At 45.4% G+C, this 15409-nt stretch carries 13 protein-coding genes; 8 read left to right on the top strand and 5 right to left on the bottom strand.

Going from position 1 to position 15409, the window contains the following annotated elements:
- Window positions 1–8: 8 nt before the first annotated feature.
- Together malF and malE are read right to left on the bottom strand one after the other, a co-directional pair.
- Complete coding sequence (gene malF / locus BCV39_RS16105) at window positions 9–1580, bottom strand: maltose ABC transporter permease MalF (protein WP_017060049.1); 1572 nt, start codon at window positions 1578–1580, stop codon at window positions 9–11.
- Window positions 1581–1661: 81 nt separating this feature from the next.
- Complete coding sequence (gene malE / locus BCV39_RS16100) at window positions 1662–2846, bottom strand: maltose/maltodextrin ABC transporter substrate-binding protein MalE (RefSeq protein WP_102432319.1); 1185 nt, start codon at window positions 2844–2846, stop codon at window positions 1662–1664.
- Between the two features lie 665 nt (window positions 2847–3511).
- Here malE and malK point away from each other — a divergent pair.
- Window positions 3512–4624, top strand: a complete 1113-nt coding sequence (malK, locus tag BCV39_RS16095) for a maltose/maltodextrin ABC transporter ATP-binding protein MalK (RefSeq protein ID WP_017060047.1) — start codon at window positions 3512–3514, stop codon at window positions 4622–4624.
- Between the two features lie 223 nt (window positions 4625–4847).
- On the opposite strand, the gene BCV39_RS16090 is transcribed toward malK, so the two are convergent.
- The 3 genes from BCV39_RS16090 to BCV39_RS16080 form a co-directional block, all read right to left on the bottom strand.
- Window positions 4848–5048 (bottom strand): hypothetical protein, encoded by a 201-nt coding sequence (locus BCV39_RS16090; RefSeq protein ID WP_017065689.1) that lies wholly within the window; start codon window positions 5046–5048, stop codon window positions 4848–4850.
- Between the two features lie 209 nt (window positions 5049–5257).
- Window positions 5258–7174: a methyl-accepting chemotaxis protein gene (locus tag BCV39_RS16085; RefSeq protein WP_102432318.1), complete on the bottom strand. Its 1917-nt coding sequence runs from the start codon at window positions 7172–7174 to the stop codon at window positions 5258–5260.
- 241 nt (window positions 7175–7415) lie between these two features.
- A complete protein-coding gene (locus BCV39_RS16080; protein WP_102432317.1) occupies window positions 7416–8159 on the bottom strand; it encodes a Crp/Fnr family transcriptional regulator in 744 nt (247 codons plus the stop codon).
- Between the two features lie 112 nt (window positions 8160–8271).
- Between BCV39_RS16080 and BCV39_RS16075 the strand changes: the two genes are divergently transcribed.
- The 7 genes from BCV39_RS16075 to BCV39_RS16045 form a co-directional block, all read left to right on the top strand.
- On the top strand, window positions 8272–9645 hold the full coding sequence (locus BCV39_RS16075) for a hypothetical protein (protein WP_102432316.1): 1374 nt from the start codon (window positions 8272–8274) through the stop codon (window positions 9643–9645).
- A gap of 63 nt (window positions 9646–9708) precedes the next feature.
- Window positions 9709–10452, top strand: a complete 744-nt coding sequence (locus BCV39_RS16070; RefSeq protein WP_102291420.1) for a hypothetical protein — start codon at window positions 9709–9711, stop codon at window positions 10450–10452.
- 165 nt (window positions 10453–10617) lie between these two features.
- Window positions 10618–11574, top strand: coding sequence for a MoxR family ATPase (locus BCV39_RS16065; RefSeq protein ID WP_102432315.1), 957 nt, complete (start codon window positions 10618–10620; stop codon window positions 11572–11574).
- Window positions 11575–11584: 10 nt separating this feature from the next.
- A complete protein-coding gene (locus tag BCV39_RS16060; RefSeq protein ID WP_102432314.1) occupies window positions 11585–12511 on the top strand; it encodes a DUF58 domain-containing protein in 927 nt (308 codons plus the stop codon).
- Window positions 12508–12993, top strand: a complete 486-nt coding sequence (locus BCV39_RS16055; protein WP_102432313.1) for a DUF4381 domain-containing protein — start codon at window positions 12508–12510, stop codon at window positions 12991–12993. Before BCV39_RS16060 ends, BCV39_RS16055 begins: the two co-directional genes overlap by 4 nt.
- Window positions 12986–13978, top strand: coding sequence for a VWA domain-containing protein (locus tag BCV39_RS16050; protein ID WP_099165817.1), 993 nt, complete (start codon window positions 12986–12988; stop codon window positions 13976–13978). Before BCV39_RS16055 ends, BCV39_RS16050 begins: the two co-directional genes overlap by 8 nt.
- On the top strand, window positions 13971–15409 hold a 1439-nt coding region (locus BCV39_RS16045), incomplete at its 3' end, for a VWA domain-containing protein (RefSeq protein ID WP_102460937.1). The genes BCV39_RS16050 and BCV39_RS16045, both read left to right, overlap by 8 nt.

Below are 15409 nucleotides of genomic sequence, written 5' to 3'. Positions count from 1 at the left end.
CGTGCTCCTTAATCTTGAGACAGTTTAGTGAAACGAAGGTTTAGTAACGCTAGTGCACCAACCAATAGGAAGATAAGCGTTGCGATAGCACTTGCTAGACCGAAGTCTTGACCGCCGCCGCCTTCGAATGCAATTCGGTATGTGTAGCTTACAAGCAAGTCTGTGTAACCCGCTGGCTCAGAAGTACCAATCATGTTCGGGCCACCGTTCGTCAATAGTTGAATCATTACGAAGTTGTTGAAGTTAAAGGCAAACGCTGCAATCAATAGCGGTGTAAGCGGTTTAATCATCAATGGGAACGTAATGCGCTTAAAGTTATCCAAGAAGTTCGCACCATCGATTGCTGACGCTTCGTATAAATCATCAGGAATCGCTTTAAGCAGACCCATACATAGAATCATCATGTAAGGGAAACCGAGCCATGTGTTAACCATCAACACCATGGTTTTCGCAAGAATCGGGTCTGAGAACCAGTTAGGGCTTAAGCCGAAGATATTCTCTAGCACCATGTTGATCTCACCAAAGCTTTGGTTGAATAAACCCTTAAAGATAAGAATCGAGATAAACGCAGGGACGGCGTAAGGCAGAATCAGTAGAACACGATAAATAGAACGACCTTTCAACTCTTCCCATTGCACGATGTTAGCCAGTACAAGACCGATAACTAGCGTGAACGCTACGGTACATACCGAGAAGATAACCGTCCAAATAAAGATGCTGATAAATGGTTCTTTAATGCCATCATCTTTCCATACACGCTCAAAGTTATGTGTACCAATGCTAACCACGAAACCGGGAGAGATGGTATTACCCGTAAACTCACCGTTTGCATCAACAGGCTGGTAGAAACCCACATCCATATTTGGCTTGAGAACTTCACCCGTTTCATTGTTGATTAACGTTTCTTCATCGTCTTGAAGGGTGTAAAGCGGAGCAACAGAAGCAAACTTACGTAAGCCACTCATGCGGATGTCACCACCGTCCGGTAGATTGAAATCAACACCACTGATCGCTGCTCGGTTTTGGATGATCGCTTTGATCTTCTCTTTTTCACCTTGCGCAGACTCGATGACAGATAAGTCCATCTCTGTTTCTGTCATATTGTCTAGAGAAAATACGTCAGTCGCTAACAGTTGGTCGCCATCTTTTACGACGATCTGGTGACCATCATCTGTCTTGTACAAAGTAAATGGGTAGCTCTCACCACTTTGGAAAGAACGGTCTAAAAGAACGGTTTGAGTACGCTCAAGAGAAAGCTGGTTTTTCGCGCTGTAGTTAGTAAACGCAAGCCCTACGGTGTATGCCAATGGGAAAAGAATGAACAAAATCATTCCGGCAATACCTGGGTAAATATAACGGTGGGCGTAAGTTTTCTTACTACCAAAAATGTAAAGTGCCAAAGCCGTTAAGATCACTGTAAGCAGCGCAAAAGCGAGCTCACCGCGAGAATACATTAGAATTGTAGCGTAGCCGTTTATTAAGCCAACGCTACCAAGCAACCCCCATTTGATGAAGACGCTTTTACTGCCTGGAAGGCTTGATGGTGCTGGGATAGCATCTGTACCTTGAACTGACTGCATAGAGGAACCTGCTAGCGATATAGATAAAAAATAGAAAAGTAAGGAGAGGTTACCCCCTCCTTAAAAGGTAGTGCTTGGTTGTTACTTAGTCATGCGACCTTCAGCAGCTTTTAGTGCTTGGTCTACTGATTGACGGCCGTCAACTACGTTGCCGATCGCTTCTTCCATGCTGTACCAGAATGTTGTGAACTGAGGGATGTTAGGCATGATTTCACCGTTCATCGCGTTGTCCATTGTTGCTGCAATACGAGTATCGCTGTCTAGTTGACGTTGGAAAGAGTTAAGAGCAACTGCACCTAGTGGCTTGTCGTCGTTTAGGCTCTTCATACCTTCATCAGTTAGTAGGTAGTTTTCCATGAACTCAACAGCTAGGTCGCGGTTTGGAGAAGCAGTGCTGATACCACCCGCCCATACACCAACGAAAGGTTTAGACGCTTTACCGTTGAATTTAGGTAACGTTGTTACGCCGTAATCTACGCCAGCTTTCTTGATGTTTTCCCAACCCCAAGGGCCGTTAATTGTCATTGCAACATTACCCGCAACAAATTCAGACTCAGCAACTGAGTAATCCATGTCTGCAGAGATAACTTTGTCTTGTACCATCTTCTCGATGAAACCTAGAGACTTCTGAACACCGTCAGTCGCTACGCCCGCATCTTTAATGTCGTAACCTTCTGCAGTCTGTTTGAATGCGTAACCGCCGTCAGCTGCAAGTAGAGGCCATGTGAAGTAAGCGCCGCCACGTAGAGGCCACATGATCGCGTTTTTGCCATCTTTTTTAAGTTCAGCATCAAGTGCTGGGATTTCTTCCCAAGACTTAGGAGGGTTAGGAACAAGTGCTTTGTTGTAGATTAGTGAAACTGACTCAACCGCTACAGGGTATGCGATTGTTTTACCTTCGTATGAAACAGCGTCCCATGCGAAGTCTACGATACCTTCTTTAGTTTCTTTAGAAGGTTTGATATCAACAAGAAGCCCTGCTTCTGCATAGCCGCCAAAACGGTCATGAGCGTAGAAGATCATGTCTGGGCCATCGCCAGCTGCTGCTACTTGAGGGAATTTCTCTTCTAGCTTATCAGGGAAAGCAACGGTTACTTTAACACCAGTATCTTCTTCGAAGCGTTTACCTACTTCAGCCATGCCTTCATAAGCTTTGTCACCACCTACCCAGATTGTTAGTTGTCCTTCTTCGATAGCAGCATTTGCACCGAACGAACCCAGAGCAACTATTGTACCTAGAGCTACAGCGCTTAGAGCGTTTTTCATGTGAATATCCTTTTTATATTTATACGTAGGGCACATCTACCAAGACGAGCCAGTTTTCGGAGGTTATGATCTGAGAAAACAGACCATAGCTCATCATCCTAGCCACTACGCCCTAGCTATTATGGCTTAAATTCGTGATCGCCATCCGGTCAGATTAGAGACTGAAATCACAAAACGTATAGTCATCGTGATCAACATCACCGTTATGTGGTGGATTTATTTGAACTGGATCGCCAATTGAGGATAACCCCATTTATCTACTCCTCCCCTCCTACTCCCCCTAGTTAATTTTCCATTAGGAGGATGTACCCTTACGCTAATTCACCGAAACTGCAGTCATCCAAGAGTGGATAGTAAGAACCCTTTACCGGCAAGTGTTATGCGTTGACGCATTATTCATTTAGTTGGCTTCACTGCTCGCTGGTGTCTTATTATTAGCATCGAGCTAAATCTGTGATTGAATCACGGGGGAGGTTTAGCTGGATGTGGGGGAAATGGACATCAGTTTGGCTATGACGGGTGGGCTTGGTTAAAGAAGCCAAGTCTCACCCACTTTTTTCTTACTCACTCAATACTTACCCATTCCTACAGTTACTGCTGACCCAAAAATTTCTTATAATGATAAGCAGTAAAACTTAAAATTTGATCGATCGAGGACAAGCTAGATGGCGAGTGTCACGTTAAAAAACGTTTATAAATCATATGGTGATGTACAGATTTCTAAGGACGTAACCTTAGACATCAACGAAGGTGAGTTCGTAGTATTCGTTGGACCATCAGGTTGTGGTAAATCGACGCTATTACGCTGTATCGCAGGTCTAGAGGACATTACGTCTGGTGATTTGTACATTGGCGACCAACGCATGAACGACGTTGAGCCATCAAAGCGTGGCGTAGGTATGGTATTCCAATCTTACGCGCTTTACCCTCACCTTAACCTATACGACAACATGTCTTTCGGCCTTAAGTTAGCAAACGCAAACAAAGCTGAAATCGACAAGCGTGTTGAGCATGCTGCAGAAATCCTTCAGCTTGGTCACCTTCTTGAGCGTCAACCTAAAGCACTTTCTGGTGGTCAACGTCAACGTGTTGCGATTGGTCGTACTCTAGTTTCTCAACCTAACGTATTCCTACTGGATGAGCCGCTATCTAACCTAGATGCTGCGCTGCGTGTTCAAATGCGTTCACAAATCACTAAGCTACAACGTCAACTTGGTTGCACGATGATCTACGTTACCCACGACCAAGTGGAAGCGATGACAATGGCGGATAAGATCGTTGTTCTTGATGGTGGTTATGTGTCTCAAGTCGGTAAGCCGCTTGACCTTTACCACTACCCTCAAAACCGTTTCGTTGCTGGCTTTATTGGTTCACCGAAGATGAACTTCATGTCAGTTCACATCGAGCAAGCTGAAGCAGAACGCGTGTTGGTACAACTTTCTAATGGCATGACTTTCTGGATTCCTGTTGACGGGACGACAGTTAATGCTGGCGATCGTATGTCTCTGGGTATTCGCCCTGAACACTTGATGTCTGCTGAATCAGGTGACGCGACGATTGAAGCTGACGTGATGATGGTAGAGAAACTAGGTAACGAAACTCAGGTTTACCTAAACCTTGAAAGTGCCGATGCTGATGTTATCTATCGCCAGCCAGACACGTTGAAAATCGAATCAGGTGACAAGTTGGCGATTGGTATTCCAGCACACCGTTGTCACCTGTTCCACAGCGATGGCCGCGCATGTCGTCGTTTGTACAAAGAATACGGCACAGACTAATCAGTTCGTCTTTTTAGGATATAACTTGCCCATATCGAATCCCTCTTACCTTGTAAGGGGGATTTTTCATTTAAGACGACTAGTTTTACTTTCATTAAACAGATCGCGCGTTGTCTGTTCAGCATAAAAACAAAAAAGGCCTAGCGAATACTAGACCTTTGTCTGTTTGAGCTAAAAGCCATCCTATCTAACCGATAAAGATATAGGCTTGCTCAATTGAAACTTAGTGAATTGGCGTATCACTTGTTTTATTGAACTGGCCAAAATGCTTTTCTAACACTTCAGGTGTCAGTTTGCCTTCCGCTTCTAATCGCTTGAACTCAGCAACAATTGCTTTTTGCTCTTCAAGTGATGGCAGTTTCACCTCAGGCTCATCGCCCATCTCTTGAGTCATCTGCTCTAGTTCTTTTTCAAAATCGCTCATGATACTTACCTAAATATTAAACTTAACCAGATTTTACTCATTTCCGCTCTGTGATGCTAGGTTGATTGAAAGCAAAGCCCGAAACCAGATCAAGCTAAGGTCAGTTAAAAAGAAACAAAGCCACAAAATAAAAAAAGCTGGATTCACGATTAAATGAATCCAGCTCTTAGTCTATGTCGCTATCTAAGCCATGTTACAGCTTGAAAGGGTTAAAGCTTAAACGAACCAACCATCTTATCTAGACGAGAAGAAAGATCTCGAAGCTCTTGGCTCGCCTCTGCAAGTTGCTCAGCAGTACCGGTTGTCACTTCATTGATTGCGTTGATCTCTTCAATGTTCTGGTTGATGGTGTGAACCACGGTCGATTGCTCTTCCGTTGCCGTAGCAACTTGCGTGTTACGGTCAGTAATATCAACGATACGGTCTGAGATACCACCCAATACGTCTACCGCTTCATCCGATGCAGACACACCCTCAAGGGTAATAACCTTACCTGCACTCATTGCCGTTACCGCATCTTTCGCATCGCTTTGCAGTTGGTTGATCATCTTCTGAATCTCTTCCGTTGAATCCGCAGTACGACTAGCTAGGTTACGAACTTCATCTGCTACTACGGCAAAGCCACGACCTTGTTCACCGGCACGTGCCGCTTCAATTGCGGCGTTTAGTGCAAGTAAATTAGTTTGCTCTGAAATATCACGGATAACACCCAGAATAGAGCCGATGTCTTGCGTTGTTGAAGCAAGCTGCTCAACTACTTGGCCTGTGCTCTCAATGTCTTGAGCTAAACGGCTGATCGCGTCTTTCGCTTTATTCACAACAGAGCGGCCCACTTCAGTATTGCCCGAAGCTTGCGTTGCCGTTTCTGCTGCTGTTGCCGCGTTCGATGCAATCTCGCTGATGGTCATGCCCATTTGGTTAATAGCAGCGACAACTTGAAGGGTTTGATCACGTTGTTCTTGGCTGTTGTCATGGGTGATATGTGCTTTATTAGAAACACTCTCTGCTGCCACTTGAAGCGCTTGGCTTGTCGAACACACCTCTTTCATCGACACATGAATCTTTTCAATAAAGCCATTAAAGCCTTTTGAAAGCTGAGCGATTTCATCATTGCCTTTCACTTCGATACGCTGCGCAAGGTCACCGTCGCCTTCACCTAGGTCGCCGAAACGCTTAGCCAAAAGTTTAATCGGCTGAGTAATGCTGTTAGCCAGAACTACGCCCATTAGGATAAACACTAATGCCACAACCGCCGTCATCATCAGCATCTTTTGTGCCGTCTCATCTAGCTCAGCAAATACTTCGCCTGTTGGTACCACACCAATGACAAACCAGTCCATCGACGACACGTATAAACTCGCAACAAACAGCTCTTGGCCTTGGCTTTCAGTGGTAATCAAGTTGAAGCCTGACTTATTCAGTAGCTGACTGGCTTGAGGGCCGTAAAGTTGTTGAAGTGAAGAGTCGCTGCGTGAGCGTTCACGGTGAATTTGAACATCACCTTGGCTATCGGTTAAGAATACGAAGCCTGTATTTTCAATCTTAAAACCATTGAGTAGGTTAACCATGTCATCCATCGATTTTGATAGACCTGACATCGCCAAACCTGAAGGCTGTTGGTAGTTAGCAAACATCTTCACTTCGCCATTAGCTTCTTGGAACATGCTCACCATGGTTGGCTGTCCAGATTGCGTAAAGCCAAAGAACCAACCATCTTGCTGTTGGTTTAACTGACGTAGGAAACCATTTTGGTTCCAATAGTAAGCCGTTTGACGGTTCGCCACTGAAGCATCGTTTAACTGATATTGGTTACGAACATTATTCAGCTGTTTGACCAATTTGTTCTCTAGTGCAGGATCGCGATCGGTCGATTCAATCGCATCAGAAATAAATTCATTTGAAGCAATTTGCTCCGCTGCTAGCAATAGCTGAGACACTTCACGATCAATCTCGCCATTGATTCGCTCTAGCATTCCTGGAAGTTCAATATCGATCAATCGATGGCTTAATACATCTCTTGCTTGTTGTTGTGCCATCGCGCCGACAATCACTGTCGATGCAAGAACCGCAAAGGTAATTCCAAGTACAACTTTTTGCTTGATACTCAGAGAGTTAGTTTTAAACATATTTGGACCTTTAAAAAGAATCGCTCGTTATTGGTATACCCTGAACAGGACTTTTTTAGTGCACTCCAACAAGCAATGCACAATCTGAGTGATGTATCGGCCACAACTAATAAAACTAGAGACTTTTCTCTCAAAAAATTGCAAATGTGATGTAACGGCTCAATCATTTTCTCTTGGGATAAAGATTATCGAGGTCAATATTATTATCTTATTAGTATTCGCTTGGGTTATTTAATGATGCTTAACACGCTAACCCTTCAGATATGAAGGCATTAAGTTTGTCCTCATTAATGATATCAATGCGGCGATAACCTATTTCAATCATGCCTTCTTTCGCCAATTGTTGGAGAGAGCGGCTGAGTGTTTGACGGGTACACCTAGACAGATGCGCCAACTTATCTTGGGTATACAAGATCGGATTGAGTTCGTTCGGCATCCCATTTAAACGACTGACTAATAACAGTAACTTAGCGACCCGAAATTCATTTTTAAGCAGTACAGATTCTGTCGTCCACTCCATCAAAAGCCGGAATCGAAAGCTGATTTCACGAATTGCAATTTTATAGAGTTCTGGATAACGGTCAGCGATATCTCTCATTTTTTTGACAGGAATAGCCACGACAATCGCATCAGAAGATGAGTAGAAGTTATGGTTGGTCGGTTGTTCATCAAAACAGCCTATCCACGTCAACCAGCTGTTTGGACCTAGCATGGCAATGCACGCCTCATCACCACTTTCACTGTAACTCATCAGTTCGATATGTCCCTTAACCACAAGGCGCATGGTATCGACAGCGGTATAGGCGGAATTGAGCAAAGTCGGAACCTTATAGGCTTCAATTCTTGCAGCACCGACTATCTCTTCAACGGCTTTCGGATGTAGCTGATTTAGCGTGGGATCATGTCTTAACATCAGCTCAAGCATCGAATGTTGTTCTTCACTACTCATCGTAGGAACGAAATTAGAATGTAAGATTTTACACATTGTTCTCATCCAACCCCTGATAGCTTGTTAATTAATTGTTAAATACAGACTAACAATTAATCGAATAAAAAAGCTAGGAAAAACCACAAGGTCGTGAAATGAGGATTCAAGAATGCAAATGCCATGCGTAAACACATTGAGCCGTTGGCTCTTTAAAGGCTCGATAGCAACAGTATTAATTACCTGCGCTAGCTGGAGTACAGTCTCAGTAGCCAACGATAAATTTGAGGGGATCCCCGGTGAAAGAACCTGTTTCTTCCGTTATGGTCCCGTCTCTGCAGACCCATACATCAACGTTGCCTACCCCGATGCTGCGGTAAAATATTGGGGAGCAGCTTTTACGGTACCTGATGGTGCCAAGCTAAAATTAGAAGGACAATTCCCACATTCTCGCTACATGTCGTTCATTAGCTATGATGACCGTGGAAGACCAGTACAATCTTTACCCGACTACATGATCAAACCCAGCCAAAGCAGCGTAAACCCTTTCAGAGAAGGCAATCAGCGCGATAGCGTTCTTAGAAGCTACCAAGTCAATATTCTCAACGCTCAACCAAAAACTGATTACACCGCAGGCCAAATACGTGATGGCGCAGAAATGGATGAACTGCATGCGCCAAAATCTTCAGCTAATCAGCAGGTGATCATCTACCGCATCTACGCAAAAGACGAAAACAGTGATGGCACTGGAAATACAGCATTACCTCAGCCAGTCGTCACGCTTGCTTCAGGAAAGGAACTTCGTGGACAAGAAGCGTGTGACTCGCTGCAAAGTGCGCAACCGTTAAAAGCTCAATTAAATGCCCTGGGAATCCCAGTCGAGAAGTATCGTGAATTGGTTACACAACCCAACAAGCCCGCAGGCTTCCCCGCAACCAATCCATCGACTTGGCACATTCAGCTCGACCGAGAAAGCTTGTTAGGTATTTACACAGGAAAAATAAATCCTGAAGCGAGACGAAGCACGGGTGGCTTCTACCCAAATCTTGATAACAACTACATTAGAACCGTCGTTAATCGCAAACATGGCCCTGTATTTGTCCTCAGAGCCAAGGCTCCCGTTACACCAAAAACTTTCCATGGCGTTAAAAAAATGACTAAAGGTGACCTCCGTTACTGGTCGGTCTGCTCGAACAAAGGCTTCGCTGTAACCAAAGTCAACGACTGCCTTTACGATGAAGCGATTCCGGTGGACAAGGACGGCTATTACACTGTCGCCGTGAGCCGCGCTGCCGACAGACCACGTAACGCTTTTGCCCAATGTGGTGTAGGTTGGTTACCAATGGCAGACGATGGTGATGGCATTATTGATGAAGATGCATCGATTGTTCAAATCCGTCACATGCTCGCAGCGCCGGAGTTTAGCCACGCCATACAAAACATCCAGCAAGATAAAGATATCGCCCCGGTGATGGGGGAATACTACCCAAGAACCTTCTACACCACGACCAACAACTTCGAGCTCATGATCCCTTGTTCGGGGTAATACTCTCCATCTGAATAACCTATTAATAAACCTACGAAATGGCAGGTTCCCCGCCTGCCATCTATGACCGAATACCATCAATTTTCTGAGGTTGCCATGCTACTTAAACTACTACCCCTGTTGTCGATCATCTCTTTTCTTTTTACATCCCAAGCAGCACATACAGAAGAACTCGAACCAGAACGAAAACCAGAGCAAGAGCAAGGACAAGGACAAATAGAAGACCTAGACGATCCTACCGCGCTGAGCTCATTTCTGGGAATACGAACAGGGACTAACGGATATGGTGCCATCGCGCAATTTGGATTCAATAGCCCCGACAGTGCATTCGGTCACAACAGCTTCATTCAATTTAAAGACGATTTTGAAACTCTACATCTACGCCACTTTTCGATCTATAAACAGAGTGGGACGGGGTTGTTTGTTGATATGCAGCGCAACAATGCCAATGCAATTCCCGTTAACCGAGCTTCTGTTGGCGCCATCCAAATAATCCCTATCTCAGACAAACTTAGGATCAACCCTGCCCTTCTATATGGCGAAACGTGGACAGACGACAAGCAAGCTCGAAAAACGCTGTTTCCAGATACATCAATTGTGACCTTGTATACCTTTATTCGCTGGCAAGTCGCCGACGACTGGTTCGTCAATTTGGTACCTCAATATACCTACAGCGTAAATGGACGAAAGATTCGCTTGTTTGAACTCGTCACCCAAGTTGGCCACAACATTACTAAGGAAACGAGCATGGCGATAAATACCGATGAAGACGACAACTTTTGGTTAACACTAAAGCACGCCTTTTAAGTCTGACTATGGTAAAAACGTTGGGCTTAACTGTACTTTGGCTAAACACTTGTAAATCATTCCATTTTTGGAAAAATAAATTACGTAGATGTACTGGAACTTTTTCCTATTAATAAGTGACCAATACTCAAAATAAGAATCAAATGGCCCCCAGAGAGTCCAAAAATGCATAAAAATAACTTCGAAATCCTTCAAAACTACCTAGAGTCTCAAATCATTGGTCAGCAAGAGCTCGTAAAACAACTGATGATCGCCTTACTGGCAGATGGTCATATCCTTGTTGAAGGGCCTCCGGGGTTGGCAAAAACCCGCGCCGTAAAGTCGCTAGCTGACTGTGTCGAGGGAGATTTTCATCGTATTCAATTTACCCCCGATCTATTGCCTGCCGACCTAACTGGTACCGATATTTTCCGTCCAGAAACGGGAGAGTTCACATTCCAATCTGGCCCGATTTTTAACTCACTAATTCTAGCGGATGAGATCAACCGTGCTCCGGCGAAAGTGCAAGCCGCAATGCTTGAAGCGATGGCTGAAAAACAGGTGACCGCAGGTCGAAAAACCTATGCTCTGCCTGATCTGTTTTTGGTAATGGCAACGCAAAACCCAATTGAGCAAGAAGGCACTTACCCGCTGCCGGAAGCTCAATTAGACCGTTTCTTGCTGCATTTAGAAGTGGCTTATCCAGACATGGAAAGTGAGCTGGAGATCTTGCGCCTGAACCGAGGCGAAGCTCAAGGCAACGAATCTGTTCAGCCACAAGAGATATCTCAGCAAACGATCTTTGAAGCCCGCCAAGAAGTACTCAGCATTCACATGGCAGACACCATTGAGCAGTACATCATCAGACTGGTAATGGCGACTCGCCAACCTAAGCAATACAGCGACCAGCTTGATCAATGGTTAGACATGGGTGTTAGCCCGCGTGCAACCATTGCGTTAGACCGTTGTGCCCGTGCTCACGCTTGGCTTGCTGGCCGCGACTATGTTACTCCACAAGATGTTCAAGTGATGGCATTCCCTGTATTGCGCCACCGCCTGCTTCGTAGCTACCACGCACAAGCTGAAGGGGTCACTGCAAACCAAGTGATCGCACACCTTATCTCGTTGGTTGGTAGCGCATAGGGATAAGCGCATGAATAATCAATTACCCAACCATAGTGACGGTGTCACGTTAAATCTGGACGAACTGCTGCAATACAAAGCGCAGTCTGTTCGCTGGTTGCCTCCAGCCAAGAGCCTGTGGTCGCAACTAAACGGTCAACACGAGAGCAATCGTAAAGGTCGCGGGATGAATTTCTCTGAGGTTCGTCAATATCAGGCGGGCGACGACATCCGCAGCATTGATTGGCGCGTCACGGCGAGAACAGGCAAGGCGCATACCAAACTGTTTTCTGAAGAAAGAGAACAGCCTGTGATTTTGTTCTTAGATCTGTCGAGCAGTATGATTTTCGGCTCAACCTTGTTGCTTAAATCGGTTCAACTCGCGCACTTTGCCAGCCAACTTTGCTGGTTAACCGTCGCTCAAAAAGACCGTATTGGCGCAGTGATCGATACTGGCCAAGAGATCATTGAGATTAAACCCAGTGCTAGCAACCACGCTCCGCTACGTATTTTACAAAAAGTCATAGAAATCAATAACGCAGCGCTGACCAACCCAGGCAATTACAGCGACACAACCTTAGAGCATGGGCTGAAATCTCTTCACCAGCTTTGCCCGAAAGGAAGCGATATCATTATACTCAGTGATTTCGTCCGTTATAACGAAAGTAATTACTCACTTATCAATCAAATACGTCGACATAATCGAGTTCGCTTGGTGCATTTTTACGATCCATTAGAGCAAGGTGTCACTGCTTTCAAAGGTTCAAAACAGATCACCGACGGCAATAAAACGCAATGGTTTAACTTTTCATCAAGCAAGGAAAAAGAAAAGCTCAGTCACGTATTTGATCAGAAGCAACAACAACTGATGCAAATGAGCCTTTCTCTGGCGATCCCATACAGTTCATTGTCTTGTGCGCAATCGTTAATGAGCCAAGTATCAGGAGTTCAGTCATGAATCAACCTCTCGACCTGAGCCCGATTATTACGCCAAGCGCACCATCATGGTGGCCTTTGGCATGGGGTTGGTGGGCTGTGATTATTACGGCTATTGCTCTGATCGCCTTAGTGTTTTTCATTGTAAAACGCAGACAAAAGAACCAATACGCGAAGAACGAAGCACTTGCTTGCTTTCGTAATAGTCAGTCTTCAAATGCTTTGTCTCCGAGCACAGCTCAAAACATCGTTCGTCAAGCAGCACTGAGCTATTTCCCACGTGAAAAAGTGGCAGGCTTGTCTGGTGATGATTGGTTGACGTTCTTAGATGCGCAATTGGCAAAGCCGTTATTCTCCGCAAAGCAATCGCAATGGCAACAAGCGCTCTACCAAGATACAGCCTTAATGAGCGACGAACAGAAAAAGGCACAACAACAATTGGTTAATGATTGCGAAACCTGGCTTCGTAAAGCCCTTCCTCCAAAGCGAGGTCGTTATGACTGATCTTTTAAACACGAGCTTACTAAATATCGAGTTTGTTTGGTGGTGGATGTTTTTCCTAGCGCCATTGCCAATCCTTGTTTACTTGTTCTCACCAAAATCAGAATCAAGCAGTGCCCTTAGGCTTCCGTTTTTGCCCGAGGACAGCAATACCAAAACACCAAGCAGCCGCTTACCCAAAGCTTTGTCGGTCATCATCTGGCTTTTATTGGTAACGGCCATGGCACGCCCAGTTTGGTACGGTGAACCAGTTGAGTTTCAGCCGAAGCACCGTGATTTGATGTTGGTTGTAGACCTCTCCTACTCGATGAGCCAAGAAGACATGCAATTCAATGGCGAATACATCGATCGCTTATCTGCGGTGAAACATGTATTGAGTGACTTTATTGAGCGCCGTAAAGGCGATCGAGTCGGACTTGTACTATTTGCTGATCACGCCTACTTGCAGACGCCACTGACGTTAGATAGAGACACGCTTTCACAACAGCTGAATCAGGCAGTGCTAAAGCTGATTGGTACTCAAACTGCGATCGGTGATGGTATCGGCCTTGCCACCAAAACCTTTGTCGACAGCGACGCTCCTCAGCGTGTAATGATTCTACTCAGTGACGGCAGTAATACCGCGGGCGTATTAGATCCACTTGAAGCGGCGGATATTGCAAAGAAATACAACGCCACAATTTACACCGTGGGTGTCGGTGCGGGTGAAATGATGGTCAAAGAGTTCTTCATGACTCGTAAGGTCAATACTGCTCAAGACTTGGATGAACGTACTCTAATGGAAATAGCCAAACGCACTGGCGGTCAGTACTTCCGAGCGCGAGACAGCAAAGAGCTGGCAACGATTTACGACACCATCAACCAGTTAGAGCCCGTGACTAACGCCACTAAGATCTGGCGACCACAACAAGAGTGGTTTGTCTGGCCACTGTCGGCGGCAATGTTCTTCGCATTTATGCTGTTAGCCATTAGGAGAAACAATGTCTAACTTTACTTTTATCTACCCATATTGGTTCTTGGCTCTTGCCGTGCTGCCCGCTATTTGGTGGCTTAGCAAGAGACAATCCAAGCAAGGGTTATTAGCGTCACACATCGCCCGTTATTTGGCTCCTGAATCGAGCAAGCCATCGAAAAACCGCAGCACTTATTTCGGTGTTTGGTGGTTAGTCGGTGTCATCGCATTGGCCGGTCCAAGCTTTGAAAAAAATGAACAGCCAAGCTTTGAAAAAACACAGGCGCGAGTTGTGATCATGGATATGTCGATGTCTATGTATGCCACTGATATTAAGCCGAACCGTTTAACACAGGCGCGATACAAAGCTCTGGATCTGCTTTCGTTATGGAAAGAAGGCCTAACGGGAATGGTGGCATACGCCGGAGATGCTTACACCATCAGTCCGCTAACGTCTGACATCAACACCATCAAGAACCTCGTACCCAACCTATCGCCAGATATCATGCCCTTCCAAGGCGGCGATGCAGCATCGGCAGTTAAGCTTGCGATTGAGATGATGACTCGCGCTCATATCTACCAAGGCGATCTGGTACTGATTGCTGATGATATTGATGGTCAAGAGAAGAAAGAGATCGACTCACTACTCTCTGGTAGTAATTGGACATTATCAGTCTTGGCTGTAGGTACGGAAAGCGGCGCGCCGATCTCGTTACCTACAGGCTCGATGTTACAAACCGACTCAGGACAGACCGTGGTTGCGAAAACTAACGTAGGCAATATGCGCGACCTGACTCGTCGCTCTGGTGGCACGTTCACTGAAGTTCAATTTGATAACTCAGACGTTGAACACATCGCAAGTTACCTCGACCGAGTTGCAACGACATCAGAAGTGACTAAAACCAATAACTCGCTCAACACCAGAGTGAACAACGGTTTCTGGTTATTACCGTTTCTGTTACTTCCTGCACTTGGGCTATTTCGAAAAGGGGTCATTTGGTGTGGTCTAGTTGTACTTGTCTCGTTTAGCCAACCGAATACTGCGTTTGCAAATCCTTGGAAGACCGATGACCAAGTAGGTTATCAGTTGTATCAAGATGAGGACTTTCAACAAGCCGCAGAACAGTTCGAACAGCAAGAATGGAAAGGCATTGCGCAATACAAAGCCGGTGATTTCGAAGCGGCCGAACAGACACTGCAAGACCTTTCTGGCGAAGATGCTCGCTACAACCTCGCCAATGCACAAGCAAAGCAAGGTAAATACGACCAAGCGATAAAAGAGTATCAACGCATTCTCGAAAGCAACCCTGAACATGCTTATGCGAAGAAGAATCTAGAGATTGTCGAACAGGCTCAGAAGCAACAGCAACAGCAACAGCAACAGCAACAGCAACAGCAACAGCAACAGCAAGACGATTCTGAGTCCAAAGACCAAAACGAGCAAGACCAGCAAGGTCAGCAAGGTCA

This window comes from Vibrio sp. 10N.286.55.E10 (genome assembly GCF_002872555.1).
Lineage (GTDB): Bacteria > Pseudomonadota > Gammaproteobacteria > Enterobacterales > Vibrionaceae > Vibrio > Vibrio crassostreae.
The sequence above is the reverse complement of the archived record's forward strand: the minus strand, read 5'-3'. Positions and strand labels throughout refer to the sequence as shown.

Bases quoted from the DNA above. Each gene is read 5' to 3' on its own strand.
- malF (WP_017060049.1), bottom strand. From the start codon at position 1,580: ATGCAGTCAGTTCAAGGTACAGATGCTATCCCAGCACCATCAAGCCTT.
- malE (WP_102432319.1), bottom strand. From the start codon at position 2,846: ATGAAAAACGCTCTAAGCGCTGTAGCTCTAGGTACAATAGTTGCTCTG.
- malK (WP_017060047.1), top strand. From the start codon at position 3,512: ATGGCGAGTGTCACGTTAAAAAACGTTTATAAATCATATGGTGATGTA.
- BCV39_RS16090 (WP_017065689.1), bottom strand. From the start codon at position 5,048: ATGAGCGATTTTGAAAAAGAACTAGAGCAGATGACTCAAGAGATGGGC.
- BCV39_RS16085 (WP_102432318.1), bottom strand. From the start codon at position 7,174: ATGTTTAAAACTAACTCTCTGAGTATCAAGCAAAAAGTTGTACTTGGA.
- BCV39_RS16080 (WP_102432317.1), bottom strand. From the start codon at position 8,159: ATGTGTAAAATCTTACATTCTAATTTCGTTCCTACGATGAGTAGTGAA.
- BCV39_RS16075 (WP_102432316.1), top strand. From the start codon at position 8,272: ATGCAAATGCCATGCGTAAACACATTGAGCCGTTGGCTCTTTAAAGGC.
- BCV39_RS16070 (WP_102291420.1), top strand. From the start codon at position 9,709: ATGACCGAATACCATCAATTTTCTGAGGTTGCCATGCTACTTAAACTA.
- BCV39_RS16065 (WP_102432315.1), top strand. From the start codon at position 10,618: ATGCATAAAAATAACTTCGAAATCCTTCAAAACTACCTAGAGTCTCAA.
- BCV39_RS16060 (WP_102432314.1), top strand. From the start codon at position 11,585: ATGAATAATCAATTACCCAACCATAGTGACGGTGTCACGTTAAATCTG.
- BCV39_RS16055 (WP_102432313.1), top strand. From the start codon at position 12,508: ATGAATCAACCTCTCGACCTGAGCCCGATTATTACGCCAAGCGCACCA.
- BCV39_RS16050 (WP_099165817.1), top strand. From the start codon at position 12,986: ATGACTGATCTTTTAAACACGAGCTTACTAAATATCGAGTTTGTTTGG.